The sequence below is a fragment of the Arthrobacter sp. UYEF3 genome, assembly GCF_040546245.1.
In the GTDB taxonomy this organism is placed as follows: domain Bacteria; phylum Actinomycetota; class Actinomycetes; order Actinomycetales; family Micrococcaceae; genus Arthrobacter.
The window spans coordinates 24,673-49,639 of the sequence record NZ_JBEPNK010000003.1 but is presented as its reverse complement, the minus strand read 5'-3'; the positions used below and the strand labels follow the sequence as shown (position 1 = coordinate 49,639).

The 24,967-nt window shown below is 66.1% G+C and carries 24 protein-coding genes and 1 tRNA gene; 8 read left to right on the top strand and 17 right to left on the bottom strand.

Going from position 1 to position 24,967, the window contains the following annotated elements; genetic code table 11:
• Positions 1-49 precede the first annotated feature (49 nt).
• Positions 50-3,565: a DNA-directed RNA polymerase subunit beta gene (gene rpoB / locus ABIB14_RS02780; RefSeq protein ID WP_354233907.1), complete on the bottom strand. Its 3,516-nt coding sequence runs from the start codon at positions 3,563-3,565 to the stop codon at positions 50-52.
• A gap of 400 nt (positions 3,566-3,965) precedes the next feature.
• On the opposite strand from rpoB, the gene ABIB14_RS02775 reads away from it, so the two are divergent.
• Complete coding sequence (locus ABIB14_RS02775) at positions 3,966-5,165, top strand: acetyl-CoA C-acetyltransferase (protein ID WP_354233905.1); 1,200 nt, start codon at positions 3,966-3,968, stop codon at positions 5,163-5,165.
• Positions 5,165-5,662 (top strand): aminoacyl-tRNA deacylase, encoded by a 498-nt coding sequence (locus ABIB14_RS02770; RefSeq protein ID WP_354233904.1) that lies wholly within the window; start codon positions 5,165-5,167, stop codon positions 5,660-5,662. The genes ABIB14_RS02775 and ABIB14_RS02770 overlap by 1 nt, the downstream gene beginning before the upstream one ends.
• A gap of 252 nt (positions 5,663-5,914) precedes the next feature.
• On the opposite strand, the gene rplL is transcribed toward ABIB14_RS02770, so the two are convergent.
• The 9 genes from rplL to ABIB14_RS02725 form a co-directional block, all read right to left on the bottom strand.
• The gene (rplL, locus tag ABIB14_RS02765; RefSeq protein WP_354233903.1) at positions 5,915-6,292 is read right to left on the bottom strand and encodes a 50S ribosomal protein L7/L12; all 378 of its coding nucleotides are present in this window, start codon (positions 6,290-6,292) and stop codon (positions 5,915-5,917) included.
• A gap of 75 nt (positions 6,293-6,367) precedes the next feature.
• On the bottom strand, positions 6,368-6,964 hold the full coding sequence (gene rplJ / locus ABIB14_RS02760) for a 50S ribosomal protein L10 (protein ID WP_354233902.1): 597 nt from the start codon (positions 6,962-6,964) through the stop codon (positions 6,368-6,370).
• A 294-nt stretch (positions 6,965-7,258) separates the two neighbouring features.
• Positions 7,259-8,368, bottom strand: coding sequence for a GNAT family N-acetyltransferase (locus ABIB14_RS02755; protein WP_354233901.1), 1,110 nt, complete (start codon positions 8,366-8,368; stop codon positions 7,259-7,261).
• A gap of 170 nt (positions 8,369-8,538) precedes the next feature.
• Positions 8,539-9,651, bottom strand: coding sequence for a GNAT family N-acetyltransferase (locus ABIB14_RS02750; protein WP_354233899.1), 1,113 nt, complete (start codon positions 9,649-9,651; stop codon positions 8,539-8,541).
• Positions 9,652-9,732: 81 nt separating this feature from the next.
• Positions 9,733-10,440 (bottom strand): 50S ribosomal protein L1, encoded by a 708-nt coding sequence (gene rplA / locus ABIB14_RS02745; protein WP_354233898.1) that lies wholly within the window; start codon positions 10,438-10,440, stop codon positions 9,733-9,735.
• A gap of 188 nt (positions 10,441-10,628) precedes the next feature.
• On the bottom strand, positions 10,629-11,060 hold the full coding sequence (gene rplK / locus ABIB14_RS02740; RefSeq protein ID WP_003803853.1) for a 50S ribosomal protein L11: 432 nt from the start codon (positions 11,058-11,060) through the stop codon (positions 10,629-10,631).
• A 129-nt stretch (positions 11,061-11,189) separates the two neighbouring features.
• Entirely contained in the window at positions 11,190-12,017 is an 828-nt protein-coding gene (gene nusG, locus ABIB14_RS02735) for a transcription termination/antitermination protein NusG (RefSeq protein WP_354233897.1), read from the bottom strand.
• A 113-nt stretch (positions 12,018-12,130) separates the two neighbouring features.
• Entirely contained in the window at positions 12,131-12,415 is a 285-nt protein-coding gene (gene secE, locus ABIB14_RS02730; protein WP_354233896.1) for a preprotein translocase subunit SecE, read from the bottom strand.
• Between the two features lie 81 nt (positions 12,416-12,496).
• Positions 12,497-12,569: transfer RNA gene (locus ABIB14_RS02725), tRNA-Trp, on the bottom strand.
• Positions 12,570-12,854: 285 nt separating this feature from the next.
• Here ABIB14_RS02725 and ABIB14_RS02720 point away from each other — a divergent pair.
• Positions 12,855-14,072, top strand: coding sequence for a pyridoxal phosphate-dependent aminotransferase (locus tag ABIB14_RS02720; protein WP_354233895.1), 1,218 nt, complete (start codon positions 12,855-12,857; stop codon positions 14,070-14,072).
• A gap of 87 nt (positions 14,073-14,159) precedes the next feature.
• Here the strand turns inward: ABIB14_RS02720 and ABIB14_RS02715 are convergent, their stop codons facing one another.
• Both ABIB14_RS02715 and ABIB14_RS02710 read right to left on the bottom strand, forming a co-directional pair.
• Positions 14,160-14,849: a LuxR C-terminal-related transcriptional regulator gene (locus tag ABIB14_RS02715; RefSeq protein WP_354233894.1), complete on the bottom strand. Its 690-nt coding sequence runs from the start codon at positions 14,847-14,849 to the stop codon at positions 14,160-14,162.
• Complete coding sequence (locus tag ABIB14_RS02710; RefSeq protein ID WP_354233893.1) at positions 14,846-16,195, bottom strand: ATP-binding protein; 1,350 nt, start codon at positions 16,193-16,195, stop codon at positions 14,846-14,848. Before ABIB14_RS02710 ends, ABIB14_RS02715 begins: the two co-directional genes overlap by 4 nt.
• A gap of 367 nt (positions 16,196-16,562) precedes the next feature.
• Here ABIB14_RS02710 and ABIB14_RS02705 point away from each other — a divergent pair, with 367 nt between their 5' ends.
• The 5 genes from ABIB14_RS02705 to ABIB14_RS02685 all read left to right on the top strand — a co-directional run bounded on the left by ABIB14_RS02705 (position 16,563) and on the right by ABIB14_RS02685 (position 20,404).
• Entirely contained in the window at positions 16,563-17,831 is a 1,269-nt protein-coding gene (locus tag ABIB14_RS02705) for a PspC domain-containing protein (protein WP_354233892.1), read from the top strand.
• 1 nt (position 17,832) lies between these two features.
• On the top strand, positions 17,833-18,105 hold the full coding sequence (locus ABIB14_RS02700) for a hypothetical protein (protein WP_502909588.1): 273 nt from the start codon (positions 17,833-17,835) through the stop codon (positions 18,103-18,105).
• Between the two features lie 3 nt (positions 18,106-18,108).
• Entirely contained in the window at positions 18,109-18,363 is a 255-nt protein-coding gene (locus ABIB14_RS02695; RefSeq protein WP_354233890.1) for a PspC domain-containing protein, read from the top strand.
• 260 nt (positions 18,364-18,623) lie between these two features.
• On the top strand, positions 18,624-19,649 hold the full coding sequence (locus tag ABIB14_RS02690) for a 6-phosphofructokinase (RefSeq protein ID WP_354233889.1): 1,026 nt from the start codon (positions 18,624-18,626) through the stop codon (positions 19,647-19,649).
• Between the two features lie 41 nt (positions 19,650-19,690).
• On the top strand, positions 19,691-20,404 hold the full coding sequence (locus tag ABIB14_RS02685) for a GNAT family N-acetyltransferase (protein WP_354233888.1): 714 nt from the start codon (positions 19,691-19,693) through the stop codon (positions 20,402-20,404).
• Here ABIB14_RS02685 and ABIB14_RS02680 read toward each other — a convergent pair.
• The 5 genes from ABIB14_RS02680 to ABIB14_RS02660 form a co-directional block, all read right to left on the bottom strand.
• Complete coding sequence (locus tag ABIB14_RS02680; RefSeq protein ID WP_354233887.1) at positions 20,401-21,936, bottom strand: DHA2 family efflux MFS transporter permease subunit; 1,536 nt, start codon at positions 21,934-21,936, stop codon at positions 20,401-20,403. The two genes, ABIB14_RS02685 and ABIB14_RS02680, sit on opposite strands and share 4 nt — an antisense overlap.
• A gap of 117 nt (positions 21,937-22,053) precedes the next feature.
• Positions 22,054-22,443 (bottom strand): ankyrin repeat domain-containing protein, encoded by a 390-nt coding sequence (locus tag ABIB14_RS02675; RefSeq protein ID WP_354233886.1) that lies wholly within the window; start codon positions 22,441-22,443, stop codon positions 22,054-22,056.
• A complete protein-coding gene (gene ygfZ, locus ABIB14_RS02670; RefSeq protein WP_354233885.1) occupies positions 22,440-23,522 on the bottom strand; it encodes a CAF17-like 4Fe-4S cluster assembly/insertion protein YgfZ in 1,083 nt (360 codons plus the stop codon). Before ygfZ ends, ABIB14_RS02675 begins: the two co-directional genes overlap by 4 nt.
• A gap of 22 nt (positions 23,523-23,544) precedes the next feature.
• Positions 23,545-24,309: a flavodoxin family protein gene (locus ABIB14_RS02665; protein ID WP_502909587.1), complete on the bottom strand. Its 765-nt coding sequence runs from the start codon at positions 24,307-24,309 to the stop codon at positions 23,545-23,547.
• A gap of 41 nt (positions 24,310-24,350) precedes the next feature.
• Positions 24,351-24,965, bottom strand: coding sequence for a nitrobindin family protein (locus tag ABIB14_RS02660; RefSeq protein ID WP_354233883.1), 615 nt, complete (start codon positions 24,963-24,965; stop codon positions 24,351-24,353).
• Between the last annotated feature and the right edge of the window lie 2 nt (positions 24,966-24,967).

Genomic DNA, 24,967 nt, shown 5'->3' with positions numbered 1-24,967 from the left:
GGGAAAAGCAGCGCGGCGGGGCCGTGTGGTTTTCCCGGGACGTCACCTGCTAGACCTCTTCTACGGAACTGGGCTCTGCACGAGACAGATCGATGCCCAGTTCTTCCGCAGCCGTGAAGACTGCGTCATCAGAGTCACGCATTTCAATTGTGGTTCCGTCCGTGGACAGCACTTCCACGTTCAGGCACAGCGACTGCATTTCCTTGATCAAGACCTTGAATGACTCAGGAACGCCCGGCTCGGGGATGTTCTCGCCCTTGACGATGGCTTCGTAGACCTTCACACGACCATGGATATCATCCGACTTGATCGTGAGGAGTTCCTGGAGCGTGTAGGCGGCGCCGTAAGCTTCGAGCGCCCACACTTCCATTTCACCGAAGCGCTGGCCACCGAACTGTGCCTTACCGCCCAGCGGCTGCTGGGTGATCATGGAGTACGGGCCGGTGGAGCGTGCGTGGATCTTGTCGTCCACCAGGTGGTGGAGCTTCAGGATGTACATGTAGCCGACCGAGATCGGATCCGGGAACGGCTCGCCGGAGCGGCCGTCGAACAGGCGGGTCTTGCCCGAAGAGTTGATCAGGCGGTCGCCGTCGCGGGTGACGTTGGTGGAGTCCAGCAGGCCCGTGATTTCCTCTTCACGAGCACCGTCGAAGACCGGCGTCGCGACAGTGGTCTGGCCACTCTCACGCGGCAGGTTCGGCAGCTGCTTGACCCACTCGGGCTCGCCTTCGATCTTCCAGCCGGTCTTGGCAACCCAGCCGAGGTGCGTTTCCAGCACCTGGCCGACGTTCATACGGCCCGGAACACCCAGCGGGTTCAGGACGATATCAACGGGGGTACCGTCGGCAAGGAAGGGCATGTCCTCGATCGGCAGGATCTTGGAGATAACACCCTTGTTGCCGTGACGGCCGGCGAGCTTGTCGCCGTCGGTGATCTTGCGCTTGGCGGCCACGTAGACGCGGACCAGCTGGTTCACGCCCGGGGGCAGCTCGTCGTCGTTGTCGCGGTCGAAGACGCGGACACCGATGACGGTGCCGGACTCGCCGTGCGGAACCTTCAGGGAGGTGTCACGCACTTCGCGGGACTTCTCACCAAAGATGGCGCGCAGCAGGCGCTCTTCCGGGGTCAGCTCGGTCTCGCCCTTGGGGGTGACCTTACCGACCAGGATGTCGCCGGCCTCAACCTCGGCACCGATGTGGATGATGCCGCGCTCGTCCAGGCCTGCCAGGACCTCCTCGGACACGTTCGGGATGTCACGGGTGATTTCCTCGGCACCAAGCTTGGTGTCGCGGGCATCGATCTCGTGCTCCTCGATGTGGATCGAGGACAGGACGTCCTCGGCCACGATCCGCTGGGACAGGATGATGGCATCCTCGAAGTTGTGGCCTTCCCATGACATGAATGCCACAAGCAGGTTCTTACCGAGGGCAAGTTCACCCTGGTCCGTTGCCGGACCGTCGGCGATGATGCCGCCGACCTCAAGGCGCTGGCCTTCGTTGACCAGCACGCGGTTGTTATAGCAGTTGCCCTGGTTGGAGCGGGCAAACTTGTTGATGCGGTAGTTGGTTTCCGTGCCGTCATCGTTGAGCATGATGACCAGCTCAGCGGAGACCTCGGTGACCACACCGGCCTTTTTCGCGATGGTGACGTCCCCCGCGTCGACAGCGGCGGCGCGCTCCATGCCGGTGCCCACAAACGGTGCCTCGGAACGGACCAGCGGCACGGCCTGGCGCTGCATGTTGGCACCCATGAGGGCGCGGTTGGCATCGTCATGCTCGAGGAACGGGATCAGGGCCGTAGCCACGGACACCATCTGGCGCGGGGAAACGTCCATGAACTCGACCTCGGCAGCGGGAACCAGCACGGGCTCGCCTCCACCACCACGGGCGCGGACCAGGACGGTCTCTTCGGCGAACCGCTTGTTCTCATCCAGCGGGGCGTTGGCCTGTGCGATCAGGACCTCCGCCTCGTCGTCGGCCGTGAGGTACTGGACCTCGTCGGCAACAACGCCTTCGGAGACGAGCCGGTACGGGGTCTCGATGAAGCCGAACGGGTTGATGCGGCCGTAGGAAGCCAGCGAACCGATCAGGCCAATGTTCGGGCCTTCAGGAGTTTCGATGGGGCACATGCGTCCGTAGTGGGACGGGTGCACGTCTCGGACTTCCATACCTGCACGGTCACGGGACAGGCCGCCCGGGCCAAGCGCGGACAGGCGGCGCTTGTGGGTCAGACCCGAGAGCGGGTTGTTCTGGTCCATGAACTGCGACAGCTGGGAGGTTCCGAAGAACTCCTTGATGGCTGCCACCACCGGGCGGATGTTGATCAGCGTCTGCGGCGTGATGGCCTCGACGTCCTGGGTGGTCATACGCTCGCGAACAACGCGCTCCATACGGGACAGGCCGGTGCGGACCTGGTTCTCGATGAGCTCGCCGACGGCGCGGATGCGGCGGTTGCCGAAGTGGTCGATGTCATCGATCTCGACACGCAGCTCGTGGTCCTGGCCGTCGCGCTTGCCCGTGAGCGTCTTCTCACCGGCGTGCAGGGCAACCAGGAACTTGATCATGGCAACGATGTCTTCAACGTGCAGCACGGATGCTTCCTTGTCGCCAAGGGAGCGGTCGATGCCGAGCTTGCGGTTGATCTTGTAACGGCCAACCTTGGCCAGATCGTAGCGCTTGGAGTTGAAGTACAGGTTGTCCAGCAGGGACTGGGCAGCCTCGACCGTGGGCGGCTCGCCCGGTCGCAGCTTCCGGTAGATGTCCAGCAAGGCGTCTTCGCGGGTTTCGGTGGCGTCCTTCTCCAGCGTCGCGCGCATGGAGTCGTACTGGCCGAATTCTTCGAGGATCTGGCCTTCGGTCCAGCCGAGGGCCTTCAGCAGCACCGTGACGGACTGCTTGCGCTTCCGGTCGAGGCGAACGCCGACCTGGTCGCGCTTGTCGATTTCTAGTTCGAACCAGGCGCCGCGGGACGGGATGATCTTCGCGGTGAAGATGTCCTTGTCGCTGGTCTTGTCCGCGGTGCGCTCGAAGTAGGCGCCCGGGGAACGGACCAGCTGGGACACGACGACACGCTCGGTGCCGTTAACGACGAAGGTGCCCTTTTCGGTCATCAGCGGGAAGTCACCCATGAACACGGTCTGCTGCTTGATTTCGCCCGTGTTGTTGTTCATGAATTCGGCCTTGACATACAGCGGAGCGGAGTACGTGGCGTCCCGGTCCTTGCATTCGGCCATGGTGTACTTCGGATCAGCGAACTCCGGCTCGGAGAAGCTCAGGGACATGGTGCCCTGGAAATCCTCGATCGGGGAGATCTCTTCGAAGATGTCAGACAGACCCGACGAGGTGGCGACGCTGAGGTCGCCTTCTTCGACGGCCTTCGCGACGCGTGCCTGCCAGCGTTCGTTTCCGACCAGCCAGTCAAAACTGTCGGTTTGCAGGGCAAGCAGATTCGGAACGTCAAGCGGTTCGTGAATCTTTGCGAAGGAGAGCCGGCGGGTTGCACCGTCGGTGCTGTCGGCATTGATAGCGGTAGCGTTGTTTACATTAGAGGTGCTCGAGGCGACCAAGAGGGATCCTTCCACAGACCTTCAGGCGTTTTCAGATCTCCCCCGCTATGCACCCTGCGAAGTGACTCCGCAGTGCTACCAGTCCGGTTCCGCTATATGACCCGGAACCCGCATTGTCCATGCTGGTGCACGTTGTAGACGGCACATTGATGGAGCAGCTGTCAGGCTAAGCCCACCGCTATATGAAGGCTGAAGGTAAACAGGGAAGACGCAAATATCCACACTACGGCAAAGTAACCTACTTGTCTACCCCACTTCAGTGCTTATTGCAAGCACGACGGCCGCCCGCCCCGGCTCCCCCAGGGCGACTACGCCGCACAGCCCCCCTCCGCCGAATAGGCCCGTGACTTGGCTCACGATAACCTTGAAGACACGTCCATAGAGATCGGAAGAGACAACCATGAGCAACTCCACGGACAACAATGATGTTGTCATCCTCGCCGCCGCACGCACCCCGCAGGGCCGGCTCAACGGGCAACTGGCCAGTTTCACCGCCGTCGAACTGGGCGCCCATGCCATTCGCGCCGCCCTGGCTGCCAGCGGAGTGAAGGCGGACCAGGTTGACTCGGTCATCATGGGCCAGGTCCTGCAGGCCGGCGCGGGCCAGAACCCGGCCCGGCAGAGCGCCATCGGAGCGGGCATCGGCTGGAACGTCCCCGCCGTCACCATCAACAAGGTCTGCCTCTCCGGCCTCACCGCCGTGATCGACGCCGCCCGGACGATCCGCGCCGGCGACGCCACGGTCGTCATCGCCGGCGGCCAGGAATCCATGAGCCGGGCACCGCACCTCCTGCCCGGCTCACGCCAGGGCTGGACCTACGGCTCGGTCCAGGCGCTCGACGCCGCCGCCCACGACGGCCTCACCGACGCCTTCGACGGGCAGTCCATGGGGCTGTCCACGGAGAACAGGAACGTTTCGCTCGGCATCGACCGTGCCGCCCAGGACGAGGTGGCCGCTGCCTCCCACCAGCGTGCCGCCACCGCTGCCAAGGACGGGGTGTTCGACGGCGAAATTGCTCCAATCAGCGTCAAGCAGCGCAAGGGCGATCCGATCCAGGTCGGCACCGACGAGGGTGTCCGTCCGGACACGTCCGTCTCCTCCCTAACCCGCCTGCGCGCGGCCTTCGCCACCGACGGCACCATCACCGCCGGCAACTCCTCCCCGCTCTCCGACGGCGCCGCCGCGCTGGTTCTGACCTCCCGGAAGTTCGCCGAGGACAACGGACTGGAATACCTGGCCGTGGTCGGCCGGACCGGGCAGGTCGCAGGACCGGACAATTCGCTGCATTCCCAGCCCTCCAACGCGATCAAGAGCGCTCTGGAGAAGGCCGGCTGGTCCACCGCGGACCTGGATTTCATCGAGATCAACGAGGCCTTCGGTTCGGTGGCAGTCCAGTCCCTCAAGGACCTGGACTACCCGCTGGAGCAGTGCAACATCCACGGCGGCGCGATCGCCATGGGACACCCGATCGGCGCTTCCGGAGCCCGACTGGCCCTGCATGCGGCCCACGAGTTGAAGCGGCGCGGCGGCGGCAAGGCAGCCGTGTCGCTCTGCGGCGGCGGCGGCCAAGGCGAGGCCCTGCTGCTGTACCGCGACTGATGGGCGACCAAGCACGCGACGGTGCCGGCAGGCATCGGTTCCTGGCCGACGCCGCCGCGCGCGGGATCACGGTGGAGCTGGTGGAACGGCAGGCCGCGGACAGCCTGGCCGAAGCCGCCGGCATCCTCGGCATCCGCCCCGCCGACATCGTGAAATCCCTCGTGGTAAAGCACAAGGACGGCAGCTTCCTGTTCGCGCTCGTCCCCGGCGACCGCCAAATTTCATGGCCCAAACTCCGCCAGCTGCTCGGGGTCAACAAGCTCTCGCTACCCAGCGCCGACGCGGCCTTTGCTGCCACCGGCTACGAACGCGGCACGATCACCCCGCTCGGCAGCACCTCCGCCTGGCCCGTCTACGCCGACAGCAGCATCACCGGCCGCCGGATTTCGATGGGTGCCGGTGACCACGGCTGCAGCGCCTTCGTCGAGGCCGACGCCCTCACCGCTGCCCTCGGTGCCGTCGTCGCGGACATCACCGAACCGGCGCAATCGGACTGACAGAGTACCCCAGCCCGGCTAAAGGAACACCCGCCTTGGCGTTGCAGGGCCGTCGATTGCTCCGTAACTGCCGCTATTGGAGCTGAAAACGGCGGTTACTGAGCAATCGACGGCGTCGCGCCGGGTCAGGCCGTGACCGTCAGCGGCTGGGCGTCGGGGCGGAACGCAGGAAAACCCCGTCCACCGGAGTGGACGGGGTTTTCCTGGAAAGACTCGGTCACTCGAACGCGTCGAGCTTCCCGGGCAGGCGAGTTACTTGAGAGTAACCGTCGCGCCGGCCTCTTCGAGCTGGGCCTTGGCCTTCTCTGCGGCTTCCTTGGTGGCGCCTTCGAGAACAGCCTTCGGTGCACTGTCGACAACGTCCTTGGCTTCTTTGAGGCCGAGGGAGGTGATGGCGCGAACTTCCTTAATCACTGCGATCTTCTTTTCGCCAGCAGATTCGAGGATGACGTCGAATTCGGTCTGCTCTTCAGCCTCTTCAGCTGCGCCGCCGCCGGCGGGGCCGGCAACAGCAACAGCAGCAGCGGTAACTTCGAAGGTCTCTTCGAAGAGCTTGACGAACTCGGAGAGCTCGATGATGGTCAGTTCCTTGAAAGCTTCAATGAGCTCTTCGTTGGTGAGCTTCGCCATGGTTGGCGTCCTTCCTATAGTGGTGCTTGGCGGCCTGGGCCGTGCCTTCGCACCGGAGTCTGGTTTGAAAGAGAGTTAGTTCTCTTCGGGAGCTGCGGCTTCGGCCGGAGCTGCTGCTGCGGCTTCCTCAGCTGCGGGGGCTTCGGCTTCTTCAGCGGCGGGCGCTTCGGCAGCTGCCGGTGCACCGTTCTCTTCTTCAAGCTTGAGGCGCAGTGCGTCAATGGTGCGTGCAGCAGCGGCAGCAGGAGCCTTGAGGATGCCTGCAACCTTAGCGAGCTGCAGCTCGCGGGACTCGAGTGCTGCCAGGGCAGCAACTTCGCTGGCGTTCAGTGCCTTGCCCTCGAAGAAACCGGTCTTGATGACCAGCTGCTTGTTGGCCTTGGCAAAATCCGTCAGGCTCTTGGCAGCGGCAACTGCGTCACCCTTGATGAACGCGATTGCAGTGGGGCCGGCGAGCTGACCGTCGAATGCTTCGACGCCAGCTTCCTTGGCTGCAATGGCGGTCAGGGTGTTCTTGACGACCGAGAACTTGGTTTCCTGGCCGAGAGAGACACGCAGCTGCTTGAGCTGTGCAACGGTGAGCCCGCGGTATTCGGTCAGGACAGCGGCGTTCGATTCCTTGAAATCGTTAGTGATCTCAGCTACTGCTGAAACCTTGCTAGGCGTTGCCATAACCCTCCTTCCGGGGATAGTGCCGGTTTGTTCCGGGTCCCCGCTCGGATGAGCTAAAAACTAAAAACGCCCCGCGCAGATGCACGGGGCTTGTCTCAACGCGGCCATGCCGCGGAGCTTTGCTTCGTTCACCTGCGCCGGCCGCCCTATGTTCAGGGTCCTTCGTCCGGAAATCCACTGGTTCTCCCGGCGCGGCTGCAGAATTGAGCCTTGCTTGGGAGAGTGGATTTCCAACAACCGACGGTCTTTGGTTTCTCCAGCTTACGTGAAAGGGACCGGGTGCTCCAAATCGGCCTAGCTGACGGTGGGCCCGAAGTCCGGCAGCTCCTTTTGCCAGATGCCCGTCACGCCGGCGGTGGTGAACCCGAGCTGCTGGTTGACGGTCAGAAGGTAGCGGTTTTCCGGGGCGTTCCAGGTGTAGAGCACACGCGCGTCCGGGAACTGCTCGGTGAGTCGTTCCATGTTGGCCACCTTGATCAGGAGGCCCAGCTTGTTACCGCGGTGCTCTTCCAGGATCACGGTGTCATCCTGGAAGACGACGTCGGGGCGCAGGGCCAGGACGCTGATGGTCGTCAACCCGGCCAGCGTGCCACTGGGAAGGTGTTCGACGGCGGTCACCACCGTTCGGCGGCCCTGCGCGATGGCAGCCTCTTCGGCTTCGCGAAGGAGGTGGGCATCGAACACCATATCCCCGTCGTCTGCGCCCGGAATACCGTCCTCCCGGGCATGGTTCTCCAATGCCGCGACCGCCTCAACCCACTGCTCGGGGCAACGGTCCGTCCAGTGATGCACGCGGTATCGTCCGGCGTTGGCCGCCTCGGCCTCGGCCTGCAGGTCGGCGACAAGCTTGCTGTCGAGCGGAAGGGCGCAGGAGCTGAACTGTTCGATGTGCTGCAGGGTGTAGCCGGTGTGCTGTGCGAACTCCACCTCCCTGCTCTTGAGCGGTACGAAGCCGAGTCCCGAGCCAGGTATCAACTGCCCGGCCATGCCGTCCGCGAGCGTCGCGCCGGGGTGGTTCGTGTCGATCAGGATGGTGCTCCGGCCTTCGTCCCGGGCGAAATGCTCAGCGGCCTCCAGCAACTGCCGGCCGACACCCTGGCCCTGGAACTCCGGCAGGATGTCGAGGGCGAATTCGGCGACGTCAAGGTTATCCGCGAGGGGCAGCGCTATGTCCACGGTTCCGACGATCTCGCCGTCTACCTTGGCTACCAGAATTACTTGGCGTTCGTAGGGGTCGGCCATTTCCAGCAGTTTCTCCAGCGGGGCGTAGGCGAGGTCGTCACTCCCCCAGGTCTGCATCCGCACCTTGCGCCCTACTTCGACGGCGGCAAGGAAGTCCGCCGCATCCGGCCCGTCCACCGAATCCGGGATCCAAAGTTGCTCAACCCGTACTTCGTTTGCCATAGCGGACATCTTCCCAGCCATCCTGCCGCTCACGGCTCTGCCCCCCAATGTTCTGCCCAATGTATGGCCCGGCTCAGACCGTGTTTCAAGCGTCAGCATATGCCTGTTTCGGGCCGCATTCCATGGCCGGCGCCGGGGGGATTCGTGCCCTCCCGCGCCATGGGCGGGCATCACCCGGACGGCGCGGTTCCGGCCGCCCAGAAGGACCGCTGCCATTCCCCGTCCCAACCGGCGGGCCGGAATCCAAGGGCGCCGTTAATGGCCAACATGTGATCGTTTTCGGCCGCGTTGAAAGTGGTGACGCGTTTCACCTCCGGGTAATCCGCCAGGCGCCGGAGGTTGGCGATCTTGAGCAACATGCCGAGGCGGTGGCCGCGGTGCCCTGCGGCTACCAGCGTGTCGTCCTGCTCGGCCAGCCACGGTTTCCTGGGAGCCAGTTCGAGCACGGTGTATGCCGCCAGTTGGCCGTTGTTCCGGTGGCGCGCCACCGTGACGAGCGAGATGTTGCCGGCCCGCTGCCAGGTGTCCTCCACGTGGCGGACACGCGCGGCGTCCCAGGTTTCCTCGTCATAGCTGAGGCCGCCCGTCGGCGCGTCAGTGCTCATCCGCGCCATTAGGGCGGCAAGCTGCTCCACGTAGTTGTCCGGACAGCGGTCTGTCCAGGACAGCAGCTCATACCCGGCAGCCTTGCTCATCGCTTCGCGCTCCAAGCGGTCCAGCTCCTTTGCAGCCGCGACGGCGTCCAGGCTGCTGTACCGCTCTACCTGTTCGAGCCGGTAACCGGCCGCAGCGGCGAAGCGAACGCTGCGGTCGGCCGCCGGCAGGGCGCCGGCGCCGGTCAGCGGGGTGATCACGCCCGGACCAGTGACGTCGAAGGCCGCCGGATGTTCCGTGAACGTCAGTAGTAAGGTGCGGCCCTCGCCCGCGGCCAACGCCTCGGCGTGATCCAGCAGCGCCCGCCCGATCCCACGGCCTTGGTAGGCCTCCAGCACTGCAACGTGCAGGAGCGCGCGGCCGAGGTTCTCCTTCTGCTCGAAGCGGATCCAGGAACGCGCCACCATGGCACCGTCGATGCGGACGAAGAAGAGCTTCATCCTGGTGTAGGCGTCGTCCCGCCAAAAACACAGCCGCGTTGCGGCGTCGGTGGCCCGGTCAAGATCTCCCCAGATCTCAAGGGTGAGCGCGTCATAGAGCCTGCCGAATTCGAGGAATTCCGCAGCGTCCGGGCCGTCGATGGCGCCCGGGACGGATAGAGGTTCAATGCCTTGCGTCGCTGCGGTCACCGGGACAGCCTAACCGCCGGCCGCCACGCAGAAAAGGCCGCCCCGCGCAAGCGGGACGGCCTTCTCGGTGCCTGGGGACGCTTACGCCTCGGTCAGGACCTTGGTGACCTGGGGGTCAACCGGGATGCCCGGGCCAAACGTGGTCGCGACGGTGGCCTTCTGGATGTAGCGGCCCTTGGAAGCGGACGGCTTGAGGCGAAGAACCTCTTCCAGTGCGGCTGCGTAGTTCTCGGCCAGCTTGGCGACGTCGAAGGACACCTTGCCGATGATGAAGTGCAGGTTCGAGTGCTTGTCGACGCGGAAGTCGATTTTGCCGCCCTTGATGTCGTTGACGGCCTTGGTGACGTCAGCGGTCACGGTGCCGGTCTTCGGGTTCGGCATCAGGTTACGCGGGCCGAGCACCTTACCGAGGCGGCCAACCTTGCCCATGAGGTCGGGGGTGGCGACCGCGGCGTCGAAGTCGGTCCAGCCGGCTGCGATCTTTTCGATCAGGTCGTCGGAACCAACAAAGTCGGCGCCGGCGGCGATTGCGGCTTCAGCCTTTTCGCCCGTGGCGAAGACCAGGACGCGGGCAACCTTGCCGGTGCCGTGCGGCAGGTTGACGGTGCCGCGCACCATCTGGTCTGCCTTGCGCGGGTCGACGCCGAGGCGGAAGGCGACCTCAACGGTGGCGTCGAACTTGGACGGGTTGGTGTCCTTGGCGAGGGTCAGTGCCTCGATCGGCGCGTAGAAGTTCTCCGCGTCGATCTTGGCGGCGGCTGCCTCATATGCTTTGCTGCGCTTTGCCATGCTGCTTATTCTCCTTGTGCAGTTGTGGTCTGCGGACCGCGCTGGGCCCTGCCACAGTTGGGGTTCCGGCCGGTTTATCCGTCCGGGGTTTCCAACATTTCAGTGTTTAGGTGGTGCCGGTTGCCCGGCGGTGCTGCCCGGCGTCGTGCTCGGTTTCCCGAACCCGTCGCCGCATCAGCGGGGGGCGATTAACCCTCGACGGTGATACCCATGGAGCGGGCGGTGCCGGCGATGATCTTCGCGGCGCCTTCCAGGCTGGTGGCGTTGAGGTCTTCCATCTTGGTGGACGCGATCTCGTTGACCTGGGCCTGGGTCAGCTTGGCTACCTTGACGGTGTGCGGGGTAGCCGAACCCTTGGCGACGCCTGCAGCCTTCTTGATGAGCTCTGCAGCCGGCGGGGTCTTGGTGATGAACGTGAATGAACGGTCTTCGTAGACCGTGATTTCAACCGGAATAACGTTGCCGCGCTGGGCTTCCGTTGCAGCGTTGTACGCCTTGCAGAATTCCATGATGTTGACACCGTGCTGGCCAAGCGCAGGACCGATCGGCGGGGCCGGGTTAGCGGCGCCTGCCTGGATCTGCAGCTTGATGAGGCCGGTGACCTTCTTCTTGGGAGCCAATGTAGGTCCTTCTCTCAATTACGTCCTGGGACACAGGAGCGTGCCTCAGGTTGTTGGCCGCCATGGCGAGGCGGCCGACCGCACCAAGGCTGCTAAGCGGGCAGCCCGGGGCGAATTCTGTGAATAAACCTAGATCTTGCTGACCTGGTTGAACGCCAGGGTGACCGGGGTCTCGCGTTCGAAGATGGAGACCAGCACCACGAGGGTCTGCGAATCCACCTTGATCTCGGAGATCGTGGCGGGAAGGGTCTCGAAGGGTCCCTCCTTGACGATGACCGACTCGCCGACCTCGAAGTCGACGTCGACCGCAGCGGCGGCGTGCTTGACCGGCTTGCCCTTCTCGGCCTGCTCTTCTTCGAAGATCGGCGCGAGCATGGAGAAGACCTCGTCGAGGCGCAGCGGCACAGGGTCGTGGGCGTTGCCCACGAAGCCGGTAACGCCGGGGGTGTGGCGGACGGCGCCCCAGGAGGCATCCGTCAGGTCCATGCGGACCAGCACGTAGCCGGGGATGCGGACGCGGTTGATGACCTTGCGCTGAGCGTTCTTGATCTCAACGACTTCCTCCATCGGGACCTGGATCTCGAAGATGTAATCTTCCATGTCCAGCGTCTGGATGCGGGTTTCAAGGTTGGCCTTGACGCGGTTCTCGTAGCCTGCGTAGGAGTGGATGACGTACCAGTCGCCTTCCTGGCGGCGCAGTTTGGCCTTGAACTCATCGGCAGGGTCGACCTCAGCCGCGGCGGCGGCCGCCGCCAGTGCGTCGCCCTCTTCGCCTTCGCCGGCCTCGGTCTCCTCGGCAACTACCGCCTCATCGGCGGCGTCATCGTCGGCGTCGTCATCGTCGGCGTCGGATTCGGGCGCAGCAGACACAGCCCCGGACTCTTCCGCGGCTTCCACCGCGGCGTCCTGGCCCTTATCCGGCTCAGTCTCAGTTACCTCGAGCTCCTGCTCAGACACTTGGTCTCCTGCTTCCTCATTGCCTAACATGCCTATTTAAATGACTCAATTCCGCAGACCCCACGGAAGCACCGGGCTTGCCGGAAATCCACGCAGTCTGCGGACCGGTCGCCTTAGCGGTTCGTGGCGCCTGTTCCGCCGAAGACCCAGCTCACTCCGGTCCCGAAGGCCAGATCCAGCAGGGTGACGATCACCATCATGATGACCACGAACACCAGCACCACGAGCGTGTAGTTGATCAGTTCTTTGCGGGTCGGTGCGACGACCTTCTTCAGTTCACCGATGACCTGACGGACGAAGAGTGCAATCCGAGCGAAGAATCCTGCCTTGGGGGCATTCTTGGCGGGGCGGCCTTTGGAGCTGCTGGCAGCTGTTTCGGTCACCTGATCCTCACTCATCCTCGCGATGTCGGATACCCGGCTCTGAACTGAACCATGGTTGCTGCGCCTGTTCCGGTGATACCCCCGAAACAGCTTGCGCAGGGCAGACAGGACTCGAACCTGCAACCTGCGGTTTTGGAGACCGCTGCGCTACCAATTGCGCCACTACCCTATGGATCGAAAACCGATGGCTGCGCTTATCCGCAGGCTTCCCTGAGGCGCACGCCATCATCGTGTTTTCAACACCGGAGATCCAGTCTACGCAACAACTGCGTCCACGTCGAACCGGCCTCGCAGATCCCGGGCCGTACGCGGAAGTCGGCGGACTCTGCAGCCACTTTCCCGCATCGGGTCGCATTCACGACCCCGGCACCCCGGAGGATCCGCTGAACAGCATAGAGTAGATTCCGTCGAATCCCACAACCAGCTACGAGCTGCCGCGAAGAACGGACCCGCAATGCCCGCCGCCCGCATTTCCCAGCGCATTTCCGCCATAGCCGAATCCGCCACACTGGCTGTCGATGCCAAGGCTAAGGCGTTGAAGGCGGCCGGCCGGCCGGTCATCGGCTTCGGCGCCGGCGAACCTGACTTCCCGACTCCCGGCTACATCGTCCAGGCCGCCATCGAGGCCGCCAGCCAGCCGAAGTTCCACCGCTACTCCCCTGCCGGCGGCCTGCCCGAGCTGAAGCAGGCCATCGCGGACAAAACCTTCCGGGACTCCGGCTACCGGGCCCAGGCCTCCCAAGTGCTGGTGACCAACGGCGGCAAGCAGGCCGTGTACAACACCTTCGCGACGCTGCTGGATCCGGGCGACGAGGTGATTGTCCCGACGCCGTTCTGGACCACCTACCCGGAAGCGATCCGGCTGGCCGGCGGTGTTCCGGTCGAGGTTTTCGCCGGCCCGGAGCAGGGTTATCTGGTCACCGTGGAGCAGCTGGAAGCGGCGCTCACGGTCCGCACCAAGATCCTGCTCTTCGTCTCCCCGTCCAACCCCACCGGCGCCGTGTACTCCCCCGAACAGGTCAAGGAAATCGGCCAGTGGGCTGCCGCCAAGGGCCTCTGGGTGGTCACCGACGAGATCTACGAGCACCTGACGTACGACGGCGTGCCCTTCACCTCGATCGCGACCGCGGTTCCCGAACTGGGCGACAAGGTAGTCATCCTCAACGGCGTCGCGAAGACCTACGCCATGACCGGCTGGCGGGTGGGCTGGATGATCGGCCCGGCCGACGTCATCAAGGCCGCCACCAACCTGCAGTCACATGCCACCTCCAACGTTTCCAACATCATGCAAATCGCTGCCCTGGCGGCGGTATCCGGTCCGCTCACTGCCGTCGATGAGATGAAGGTGGCCTTCGACCGCCGCCGGAAGGCCATTGTGGCCGGGCTCAACGCCATCGAGGGCGTGGACTGCCCCACGCCCAAGGGTGCGTTCTACGTGTACGCCGACGTCCGGGCGCTGCTGGGCAGGGAGTTTCCCGCCGCGAACGGCCCGGTCCGGCCCTCGACGTCGGCCGAACTGGCCGCCCTGATCCTCGATGAGGTTGAGGTCGCCGTGGTACCGGGCGAGGCCTTCGGCCCCTCCGGCTACCTGCGGCTGTCCTACGCGTTGGGCGATGAGGACCTCGCCACCGGCGTCGGCCGCCTCCAGGATTTCCTCGGCAAGGCCAAGTAGGAATCCTCCCGCAGCCGTCGCCTTCGGCTGCGAGAGCGTCCGTCGGATGCCTACCGGTGCTGCGGGAACTTCCGATCTCCTGGTGGCCTAGAGGAGGCGGCGTTCCGCCGCCCAGCGGGTCAGTTCGTGCCGGCTGGAGAGCTGAAGTTTGCGCAGCACGGCGGAGACGTGGGTCTCGACAGTCTTGATTGAGATGAACAACTCCTTGGCCACTTCCTTGTAGCTGTAGCCGCGTGCGATCAGCCGCATCACCTCGAGTTCGCGGGCCGAAAGCCGGTCCAGTTCGTCGTCGGCGATGTCCGCCGGGGCGGTGCCGAAGGCGTCGAGGACAAAGCCGGCCAGCCGGGGGGAGAAGACGGCGTCGCCGCCGGCCACACGGCGTACCGCGTCGCTGATCTCGGCCCCGGAAATGGTCTTGGTGACGTAGCCCCGGGCGCCGGCGCGGATCACTGCTACGACGTCCTCGGCGGCGTCCGAAACGCTCAGCGCCAGGAACCTGGTGCTCCCCAATAGCGGCGCGGAGCCGGCCAGGACCTCGCGCCCGCCGCCGCCCAGCCCGCCGGGGAGGTGGACATCCAGCAGGACCACGTCGGGCTGCGTCCGGGCGATGACGGCTACCGCTTCTTCCACTGTTCCTGCCTCGCCGACGACGAGGATCGCGGGATCCAGGTCGGCCTTCAGCCCGGAACGGAAGATGGCGTGGTCATCGACGATTACGACGCGGGTGGCCCCGGGTGCGGGTCCCGCCCCGCTGCTGCCGAGTGGCTGGCTGCTCACTGCTTGTCCTCTCCGTTGGGTCCGTTGGGTCCGCCGGCGCCGGTGGTTCCACTGGCTCCGCCGGCGGCCGCGAGCGGCAGCCGGAGCCGGACTTCGGTACCGTCGGGACTGCTGACGATGGTTGCGGTGCCGCCGTGGCGCCGCATCCGTCCGATCATAGATTGCCGGACGCCCAGGCGGTCGGCGGGGATGGACGCCGGATCGAAGCCCGGACCGCGGTCCTTGACGAAGACCTCGGCGGCGTTGTCGGTGATCTCCAGGTACACCGAGACGCCGCCGCCACCGTGACGGGCCGCGTTGAGCATGGCCTCGCGCGCCGCCTGGACCAGGGCTTCGAGGCGTTCGGTCATGGCGCAGTCCCCCACGGTCACGACCTCCACGGCGTGCCCCAGCGAGTCCTCCACATCCGCGGCCGCGGCCCGGAGCCCGTCCGAGAGAAGTCCCGAGTCCCGGCCCGGGTCCCGGTAGAGCCAACCCCGCAACTCCCGTTCCTGCGCACGGGCGAGCCGGACGACGTCGTGTTCACTGCCGGCCCGCCGCTGGATCAACGCCAGCGTCTGGAGCACCGAGTCGTGCAGGTGGGCGGCGATCTCGGCCCTTTCGGTGGCGCGCACCAGACCGGCACGTTCGGCCTCCAGGTCGCGCCAGAACTTCAGCCCCCAGGGCAGCAGCACCAGCACCACGCCGCCCAGGACGGCGACGGAGGCCAGCAGCGCGAGCCAGGTCTGCTCCCAGGAGCCCGAGCCGGAGACCATCAGCAGCACCCCGGCCACCACCAGGCCGAGTCCCGCCGCGAGCCTGGCCCACCCGCCGGCTTGATCCGCCTTGGTTTTATCCACAATGCCCGCGCGCCGGGTCTCGTCCAGCTGCATCCAGGCGATCGCGGCGCCGCCAAGGATCGCCGCGACCGGGATCAGGGTGCCCAGCGGGACGTCCAAGCCAAAGAGCCTGGCGATCAGGATGCCGGCCGCCAGCAGCAGCCCCGCGCCGAGCAGGATTTCCTTGCCGAACGGCATGCCCCGGAACCGCGTCCGCCAGGAGCCGGCCGGTGCGCCGGCGCGGCCGCCGGCGTAACTCTCAGCCGCTGCCGGGTCGCTCACCGCCGGGGCGATCGGCGACGCCGGCTGCCGGGCATTGCGTTTGGCGCTCTCGTCCGCGGTGGGGACCATGATCCAGAGCCACGCATAAAAGACGACGCCGGCCCCGCCTGCGAGCGCCGCCACCACCATTCCGATCCGGACCATCCGCACCGGCCAGCCCAGGTGGTGGGCGAGGCCCGCGCAGACACCGGCAATCAAACGGTCGCTGCTTCGGGCCAACGGCGGGCGGAAAGCGGCTGTTGTCATAAGTCAATCCAAACATGGACCGGGGCTTCCGGGAGCCCCGGTCGGCCTGAACCGGGGGCCACTCAGGGGTCATTCAGGGTCTTCCCCGGTAGAGCGTCGCCCCCTAAGGCAGGAGGATCAAAGTATGAACCCGCACACTCCGCGCCCTAATGAACAACCGAGCCCTCCAGGCCGTCCGGAAGTCACTCAGGACGCCGTATCCGGCAGCTCCGCAGAAAACCCCACACCGGCCGGCGAGGCGCCAGGCGGGGCGTCCGGAGAGGCGCCGCCGCTCTACCCGCCGGGCGGTCCGTACCCGTCCCAGACCGGGCCCACGCCACCGCCCTCTACCCCTTGGCCCGACAGCAGCGCAGCCCCGGGCCCGGCCGTGCAGCCGCAGAATTTCTTCGACTGGATCCGCAGCCACGGCATCTACCGGGGGCGCGAGCGCTGGGTCGGCGGCGTCGCCAGCGGCATCGCCCGGCGGCTCGGCATCGACCCGCTGATCGTGCGCGGCATCCTGATTGTCCTGGCGGTGTTCGCCGGCGTCGGCGTCCTGCTCTACGGGCTGGCATGGGCCCTGCTGCCGGAACCCGACGGACGCATCCACGTCCAGGAGGCGGCTGCGGGACGCTGGAGCTCGGGAATGACGGGCGCCCTGATCACCACCGTGATCGGGTTCCCCAGCCTGAGCGGCGGCGTGTGGGGCTGGGACCGTTACGGCTTTGGTGCTTTTGTCTGGACGGTGTTCTGGGTTGGCAGCGCGATCTACGTCATCTACTACCTGACCCACCGCAACAAGGCCCGGCACGGAACCCCCCTGTCCGCGCGCGCCGTGTCCGGCGGGGGAACCGGCCCTTACAGCGGCCCCGGCGGAGACACCGCCAACGCCACCAGCTACGGCACCACCGAGTTCGGCGCGCCCGGCTGGTCTGCACCTCCCCCGTCGGACACCGTTCCGCCTTTCGGCGGCGGGTACGGTGGCGGCTATGGCCAGGCCCCGCCCCCCGTGCCCGCCCCAAAGACCCGCCACCTGGGTCCCGGTACCCCCACGGTGGCCGTCACCGCCGGTCTTGCCCTGCTGGCGGGTGGCGGCATCAAGGCACTCGATGCGGCCCACGCGATCAATCTCGGCACGGCCGGCAATGCCGTGGTGTGGGCCAGCGGCGCGGCCGTGCTGGGGCTGGGCATCCTCGTTTCCGGGCTCCGTGGACGTACGGCCGGCATCCTGGGCTTCTTCGCCGTCGTCGCACTGATCATCGGGGGAATCTTCAACCTGGTTCCCAATGCCGACCGGGCCCGTTTCCAGAACGTCGACTGGAGTCCGGTGAGCATTGAGCAGGCCCGGGACGGCTTCGACCTCACCGGCGGCGCCGGCACCGTGGACCTGACCAAACTGAACCTGAGTGCGCCGCTGGGCTCCGACGTCGTGGTCCGGCTTGATACCACCGCGAGCAACGTCACCGTGGCCATCCCCAGCACCGTCCCGGTCCAGGTCCAGGCGGACATGACGATGGGCAACTTCAATGACGGCCGCGGCGACCACAGCGGCACGACGACCCAACAGAGCAACTACAACACCGACAAGGCCGGCGGACGACTGATCGTCAAGGTCTCCGGAACTTTCAGCAATATCACTGTGAAGGAAGGGAACTGATATGAGCAGCTACGATCCAGCGGCGGAATCGAAGGAATCCCCCGGGGGAGCCTTCATGTCCGGCAACCCGCGGGCCCGCGTGGGCACGGTCGTTTGGGGGCTGATAGTGCTGGCCCTAGCCGCGCTGATCATCATCTCCCGGCTCGGCCTCATCGCCCTGAACGGAACCTACGTGCTGATCGGCTTGATGATCGGGGCCGGCGCTGCCCTGGTGATCGGCGGCCTGCTGTCCGCCCGCGGGCGTGACAAAGACACTATTACAGGGAAGTCTTGACCCATGGAAAAGTTCTTCAGCATCGTCCGGGGCCTCGGCCTGAAACGCGGTCCGCAGCGCTGGCTGGGCGGCGTCTGCGGTGGCATCGCCGCCAAGCTGAACGTCGACGTCGCGTACGTCCGGATCGCGTTTCTGCTGTTCGCCCTGCTCCCCGGCCCCGCCTTCGTGTTCTACCTGGCAGCCTGGCTGCTCCTGCCGGACCAGCGGACTGCGATCATCGCGGAGTCCTTGCTCGCCCGGCGCGCCGGGCGGCCCTGAGCCGGGCCGCCGAAAGCCACACCGCCAAACGCCCCAAGACCCAATGCCGCGGCCGGGCCTTGGGTCGTGGGTGTGGGGTCTTCGGTCTTGGGTCTGGGATCTGGGGTCTGGGGTCTGGGGTCTGGGGTCTGGGATCTTGGGTCTGGGATCTTGGGTCTGGGAAACGGTTGTGCGCTGCCCCACATCCGCCAGTAGACTTCCAGGTGAGCTCAGCGTGGCGCTCTGCCTGTACCCCTTCGAACCAGGATTTGAGCCGACACATGAAAATTGGAATCCTCACCAGCGGCGGGGACTGCCCGGGGCTGAACGCCGTCATCCGCGGCGTCGTCCTTAAAGGTATTGCGGTCCATGGCCAGGAATTCGTGGGGTTCCTGGACGGCTGGCGCGGCGTGGTCGAGGGCGATGTGATCGGCATCCCCCGCACCCTGGTCCGCGGCATCGCCAAGCAGGGCGGAACCATCCTTGGCACGTCCCGGACCAACCCTTTTGAGAACAAGGGCGGCCCCGAGGTTATCAAGGCCAACATGGAGCGGCTCGGCATCGACGCCATCATCGCCATCGGCGGCGAAGGCACCCTTGCGGCCGCGAAGCGGCTGACCGACGCCGGCCTGAAGATCGTCGGCGTGCCTAAGACCGTCGACAATGATCTCGACGCCACCGACTACACCTTCGGCTTCGATACCGCCGTCGAGATCGCCACCGAGGCAATCGACCGGCTCCGGACCACCGGGGAATCGCACCACCGCACCATGATCGCCGAAGTGATGGGCCGCCATGTCGGTTGGATCGCGCTGCATGCCGGCATGGCCTCCGGCGCCCATGCCATCCTGATCCCGGAGCAGAAGGCCTCAATGGAGCAGATCACCGAGTGGGTCCTCTCGGCCCGGGACCGTGGCCGGGCCCCGCTGGTGGTCGTCGCGGAGGGCTTCGTCCCCGAGGGGCAGGTGTCCCCGCACTCCGAGCGCGGACTGGACACCTTCGGCCGGCCGCGCCTCGGCGGCATCGCCGAGCTCCTGGCGCCCGAGCTGGAGGCCAGGACCGGCATCGAAACCCGGGCCACCGTGCTGGGACACATCCAGCGCGGCGGTGTTCCGACGGCTTTTGACCGGGTACTCGCGACCCGGCTCGGCCTGGCCGCGATCGATTCGGTCGTTGAGCAGCGCTGGGGAACCATGGTCTCGCTGAACGGCACCGACATTGTCCACGTCGGCTTCGACGCCGCCTTGGGCAACATTAAGAGCGTGCCGCAGAACCGTTATGACGAAGCGGCGGTCCTCTTCGGCTGAGGCGTCCCGGCCGGCGGTCCCGTGCTGGGTAGGGTTGGATCATGACTCTTGAGCCCGGTTCCGCTGAAATTATCCAGCTCGCGTGGGCGCGCCGGATGGGCTTCGACGACGGCGCTTTCGGCACCGCCGCGGGACGCCGCCTGACCCGCACCCATGAGGCGGCCCGTACTCTGCAGTTTGTCCGCCTGTTTGGCAGCTCCGCCCTGGTCGGGCCGCAGTGGGCTCTGGACGCGGCCGCCGGTTATTCCGATGAGGAGCTGGCGCAGCATGTCACGCTGTTGACCATCACCCGCGGGCACGGCGGCCACGGGCTGGGCGCCGCCGCGCTGTTCTTCGCCGACGACCTGCCGCTGCAACAGCCTGCTCAGGAGCTGACCGTCTCGCACGGAAACCCGGAAGCGATCGAACTCGAAGCGCTCTGCCCGCCGGACGACGTCAACGAGGCGGGCCTCGCGGACCTCGAACACCGCTTCACGATCATCCACGTGGACGACGGCCGCCGGACGCCGGTCGCGTGCGGCGCCTACACCGAACGGGAGGGCATCCTGGCGGAACTGGGGGTGCTGGTGGCGCCGGAGTGGCGGCGCCGCGGCGTCGGCGCACTGGCCGCCTCGATAGCGTCGCACGAGGCTCTGGCGTCCGGCCTCACACTGCAGTGGCGCTCCGACGTCAGCAACAAGGGCTCGCTGGCCCTGGCGCGAAGCCTGGGCTTTACCGCCGGCGGGATCCAGACCAGCGTGCTGCTGGGCGCCTAGCTGCGCTTGGCCTCGGCGCCGTCCGCCACGGCCTGTCCGCTGTCCGCCGCCAGAACCGCGCCCGGGGTGCCCCAGCCCCGTGGAGGCTGGGGCTTGGCGAAGAACAGGGCCGCGGCCGTGCCGAGCAGGATCACGGCCGCGGGCAGCAGAATCGACTGGCTCATTGCGGCCGAGAATCCGTCGTGCAGCGCCTCGGGCAGATGGCCGCCGAAGGCCATCGGGCTCGCTCCCCCGGCCGAACCCGGGGCCGCAGTGAGTTCCGCTGCAAGCCGGGCCTGGATCAGCACGGCAATAGCGGCGCTGCCCAAAACCGCGCCGATCTGGCGGGTGGTGTTGTAGACGCCGGAACCGGCCCCGGCCTGGCGCGGCGGCAGGTTGCGGGTGGCGGTGGAGCTCAACGGCGCCCAGATGCCGGCGTTCGCGACGCCCAGCACGGCGCTGGGGAGCAGGAAGAGCCAGATGGGGGTGTCAGTGTGCATCAGCGCGGCGTTCCAGAATAGCGCCACGGACATCAGGGTCAGGCCCCCGGCCGTGATGAACTTCGGGTTGACCCTGTCGATGATCCGGCCCACGACCGGGGCCAGGCCGCCGGAGATCACGGCCATCGGGATCATCATGAGCGCGGATTGCGTCGGGGTAAGACCCCGGACAATCTGGTAGTAGAAGATCAGCGGGAGGGTGAAGGCTGTGATGGAGAATCCCACGGCGGTGATGGCCACGTTGGCCAGCGAGAAGTTGCGGTCCTTGAACAGCCCCAACGGCAGCAGCGGTTCCCCCTTGTTGACCCGCTGCCAGGCAACGAATGCCGCGAGGACGACGATGCCGCCAATGATCAGGACCCAAACGGTGATGGGGCCGGTGATAGTGCCCCAGTTGTAAGTCTCCCCTTCCTGGATCCCGAACACCAACAGGAACAGGCCGACGGCGCTGAGCAGCACGCCGGGGATGTCGAACTTGTGCGGATGCGTGCTGAGTGAGGGCACGAAGCGCAGGGCGAGGATGAAGCCAATGACCCCCACCGGAATGTTGATGAAGAAGATCCATTCCCAGCCCAGTCCATCCACCAGGACGCCGCCCAGGATCGGTCCGACCAAAGTGGCCACGCCCGCCGTCGCACCCCAGATGCCCATGGCCGCGCCGCGGCGGTCCGGCGGGAAGATCCGCGTGATGACGGCCATGGTCTGCGGCGTCATCATCGCAGCTCCAAGGCCCTGCAGCACGCGGGCCTCAATCAGGGTTTGGACATCGCCGGACAGCCCGCACCACAGGGATGCCGCGGTGAATACGACCAAGCCGGCCAGGTAGAGCTTCTTCGGCCCGAACCGGTCCCCCAGCCGGCCCGTGATGAGCAAGGGGACGGCATACGCCAACAAGTACGCGCTGGTCACCCAGATCACCGAGTTGATGTCGGCGTTCAGGCCTTCCATGATCCGCGGGTTGGCCACCGAGACAATGGTGGTGTCGATCAGGATCATGAAGAATCCGATCACCAGGGACCACAGGGCGGCCCACGGCCTCGCTACGTTTTCCATCGGGGGTCCTTACCGTGCGTGTTACCGGGCTGGAGGTGGGGTGAAACAGGGGCGCCCTGGCCGTGGTACAGCCTGTGGGCGGTGGTTCAGCCATTGGCCGGTAGGCCGGCGGCTGAACTATCCGAGGAGAGAAAGAATATCGTGCCGGGCAAACATTTGGGCGGCCGCCCGGGCGGACGGGCTGCCGGCGTCGGGGTCGGCGCCGGCGTCGATCAGCACCTTCACGACGTCCGCGTAGCCCTTGAACACGGCCCCGGCCAGCGGCGTCTGGCCCCGGTCGTTTGCCGTGTTGGCGTCGCCGCCGTGGGCCAGAATCAACCCGACGGTGTCGGCATGGCCATGGTAGGCCGCAAGCATGAGCAGCGAATCGCCTGCCGTGTTGGTCAGCGTGGCCGGTGCGCCGGCAGCCAGATAGTCGCCGAGCAACGCGGAGTTGCCCTCGCGGGCGGCGTCGAACAGGGCGTGGGCCAAGGCGAGAGTCTCGTCGTCGGGCGCTCCGCCGTTCATCGGGTCCCCCGGAGGAATCCGGACTGGCGCCCCACGACTTGCCCTGCGTCGGGCGCCACAATGAGCTCCTGCGCCGCGGTGTACGGTTCCTCGCCGTCCATCACCGTCAGCACTTCGCCCGGGGCGACGGATCGCTTGATGACGGCCAGGGCCACCGGACCCATCTCGTAATGCTGCGCCACGGAGGTCACCGTTCCTACCTTCCGCTCGCCGGCCCGGACCTCACTGCCGACGGCTGGCATAGTGTGCTGCGAACCGTCCAGCTGGAGGAAAACCAACCGCCGCGGCGGATGGCCCAGGTTGTGTACCCGGGCTATTGTTTCCTGGCCCTTGTAGCAGCCCTTCGCCAGGTGCACGGCGGTGCGCAGCAGGTCCAGCTCGTGCGGGATGGTCTTGTCGTCCGTCTCCGCTCCCCAGCGGGGCCGCCAGGCCGCGATGCGCAACGCCTCGGCGGCCAAAACGCCGGCAAGCGGGCGTCCCGCCACGGTCGCCTCAAGGGCGGCGGCCGGCACGAGGTACTCGAGCCACGGCCGCTCCAGGCCGGGGTGTGAGTCCTCGCCGACCACGGCGTAGGAGTATCCGCCGGCGCCGACGTGCGGCCATGGGTCTTCCCAGACCTGGAGCCCGGACCACTCCGGAACCTGCCGGGTGCTGCCCAGCACGGCCCAGTCCGCCGACACGTCGGCGACCTCGACCCGGAGCATGAACTTCATCCGGGTGAGCCATTCGGCCAGCGGCGCGGCCTCGGCAGCCTCCACGATCAGCCAGGTAGTGGCGCCGTCATCCAGCACCCGGGCATCAAATTCGATCCGGCCCTGCACACTGAGCAGCAGCAATTCGGTGGACTGGCCGGGAGCCAGTGCGGTGAGCTGCTGGGAGGACAGGGTGTTCAGCCAGCTCAGCCGGTCCGGCCCGGTGACGGTGACCACGCCGCGTTGGGAGAGATCAACGACGGCGGTCCCGGCGGCCAGCGCGCGCTGTTCCGGCAGCGGCTCGCCGTAGTGGGCTGCGACGCCGGCGTCCGCTCCGGCCGCTTCGACGGCGCCCGGGCGCGACAGCAGGGGGCTCTTGGTAGTCATATGAAGTAGAAGTCCTCAGCGCTCAGCGGTATTCCGGATTTTCGAAGTCGAATCGGGTGCCGGCTTTCCACTCAGCCGGGAGATTGCCGTAGGCGGGGATGCCGCCGGCATCCTTGAGCATCCGGGCCAGGTGCAGCAGGTTCCAGGTCATGAAGGTGGTGTTGCGGTTGGTGAAGTCGCTTTCGGGGCCGCCTGAGCCTTCGTCCAGGTAGCTGGGCCCGGGCCCGACGGCGCCGATCCAGCCGGAATCGGCCTGCGGCGGGATCGTGAAGCCGATGTGTTGGAGGCTGTAGAGCACGTTCATGGCGCAGTGCTTGATTCCGTCCTCGTTACCGGTGATGAGGCAGCCGCCCACCTTGGGATAGAACGCCCACTGGCCCTTGGAGTTCAGCTCGCCCGAGTGGGCGTACAGCCGCTCGATCAATTTCTTGGTCTGGGACGAGTTGTCACCTAGCCAGATGGGCCCGGCGACCACCACGATGTCCGCTTCCTGCACGGCCGGGTACAGTGCAGGCCAATCGTCGATAGCCCAGCCGTGCTCGCGCATGTCCGGGTAGACGCCGCTGGCAATGTCGTGGTCCACCGTCCGGATGACGCGGGTGGCCACGCCCTGCTTCTCCATGAGTCGGCGGCTGATCTCGATCAGTCCATCCGTGTTAGAAGTCTCCGGCGACTTCTTCAGGGTACCGTTGAAGAAGACCGCCTTGAGTCCGCTGAAATCGCCGGATTTCTTCGTACGGTCTGCTGTGTCGTTCACTTGGGTGCTCCCTGCGTTCGCTGCGGACATCGGAAATTCAGCGCGACTCGGTTTCCGGCCGGACCGACGGTTCAGCCGACTTTGCTGAGGATCGCGGAGGCGTGGGCCTCCAGGCCACCGCCCGGCGCCGAGCCCTTGGCGGCAGCCACGTCCCAGCGCCAGAGCAGATTCCCGTCCACCAGGCCGAAGATCCGCGTGGCCGCTGTGTATTCCTTGGAATGGCTGCCGCGCATCACCATGTCGGTGCTGAGCTGGATTTGCGGGCCCTTGATCTGGCCGTAGTACAGCTCGGAAATGCCGCCCGGATGCGCGATGGAAACGGAGATATCGAAGCCGCCGTCGCTGTTGCGCAACTCCTCGACTTCGTCCGCGCTCTTGAGCACGGGGACGATGTCGGCCGGAATGAGCCCGGGGCCGCCGTCCTCCTCGCGCTGTTTGCGCTCAAGGGCCCAGAAGCCGGTTTCCACGGTCAGCGGACGGAGCCTGGTCTTCTGGTCGTCCGTCAGCCACGATTCGGCCCGGTACTGCAGGTACGGCAGGCCGTTGTGGGTGAAGGAGACGTGCTGCAGGAAGTGCTCGGAGTCTTCGTCCCCGGCGCCCAGGCGTCCCGCTCCCTCCCACTCACCGATGAGCCAGGACAGCGGAACGATTTCCGGGGTTAGATCGCTAGGAATTTCAATCGGCACAG

Excerpts from the sequence above, each read along its gene's own strand:
- ABIB14_RS02775 (WP_354233905.1), top strand. The coding sequence starts at position 3,966 with ATGAGCAACTCCACGGACAACAATGATGTTGTCATCCTCGCCGCCGCA.
- ABIB14_RS02770 (WP_354233904.1), top strand. The coding sequence starts at position 5,165 with ATGGGCGACCAAGCACGCGACGGTGCCGGCAGGCATCGGTTCCTGGCC.
- rplL (WP_354233903.1), bottom strand. The coding sequence starts at position 6,292 with ATGGCGAAGCTCACCAACGAAGAGCTCATTGAAGCTTTCAAGGAACTG.
- rplJ (WP_354233902.1), bottom strand. The coding sequence starts at position 6,964 with ATGGCAACGCCTAGCAAGGTTTCAGCAGTAGCTGAGATCACTAACGAT.
- ABIB14_RS02755 (WP_354233901.1), bottom strand. The coding sequence starts at position 8,368 with ATGGCAAACGAAGTACGGGTTGAGCAACTTTGGATCCCGGATTCGGTG.
- rplA (WP_354233898.1), bottom strand. The coding sequence starts at position 10,440 with ATGGCAAAGCGCAGCAAAGCATATGAGGCAGCCGCCGCCAAGATCGAC.
- secE (WP_354233896.1), bottom strand. The coding sequence starts at position 12,415 with ATGAGTGAGGATCAGGTGACCGAAACAGCTGCCAGCAGCTCCAAAGGC.
- ABIB14_RS02720 (WP_354233895.1), top strand. The coding sequence starts at position 12,855 with ATGCCCGCCGCCCGCATTTCCCAGCGCATTTCCGCCATAGCCGAATCC.
- ABIB14_RS02710 (WP_354233893.1), bottom strand. The coding sequence starts at position 16,195 with ATGACAACAGCCGCTTTCCGCCCGCCGTTGGCCCGAAGCAGCGACCGT.
- ABIB14_RS02700 (WP_502909588.1), top strand. The coding sequence starts at position 17,833 with ATGAGCAGCTACGATCCAGCGGCGGAATCGAAGGAATCCCCCGGGGGA.
- ABIB14_RS02695 (WP_354233890.1), top strand. The coding sequence starts at position 18,109 with ATGGAAAAGTTCTTCAGCATCGTCCGGGGCCTCGGCCTGAAACGCGGT.
- ABIB14_RS02690 (WP_354233889.1), top strand. The coding sequence starts at position 18,624 with ATGAAAATTGGAATCCTCACCAGCGGCGGGGACTGCCCGGGGCTGAAC.
- ABIB14_RS02685 (WP_354233888.1), top strand. The coding sequence starts at position 19,691 with ATGACTCTTGAGCCCGGTTCCGCTGAAATTATCCAGCTCGCGTGGGCG.
- ABIB14_RS02680 (WP_354233887.1), bottom strand. The coding sequence starts at position 21,936 with ATGGAAAACGTAGCGAGGCCGTGGGCCGCCCTGTGGTCCCTGGTGATC.
- ABIB14_RS02675 (WP_354233886.1), bottom strand. The coding sequence starts at position 22,443 with ATGAACGGCGGAGCGCCCGACGACGAGACTCTCGCCTTGGCCCACGCC.
- ygfZ (WP_354233885.1), bottom strand. The coding sequence starts at position 23,522 with ATGACTACCAAGAGCCCCCTGCTGTCGCGCCCGGGCGCCGTCGAAGCG.
- ABIB14_RS02665 (WP_502909587.1), bottom strand. The coding sequence starts at position 24,309 with ATGTCCGCAGCGAACGCAGGGAGCACCCAAGTGAACGACACAGCAGAC.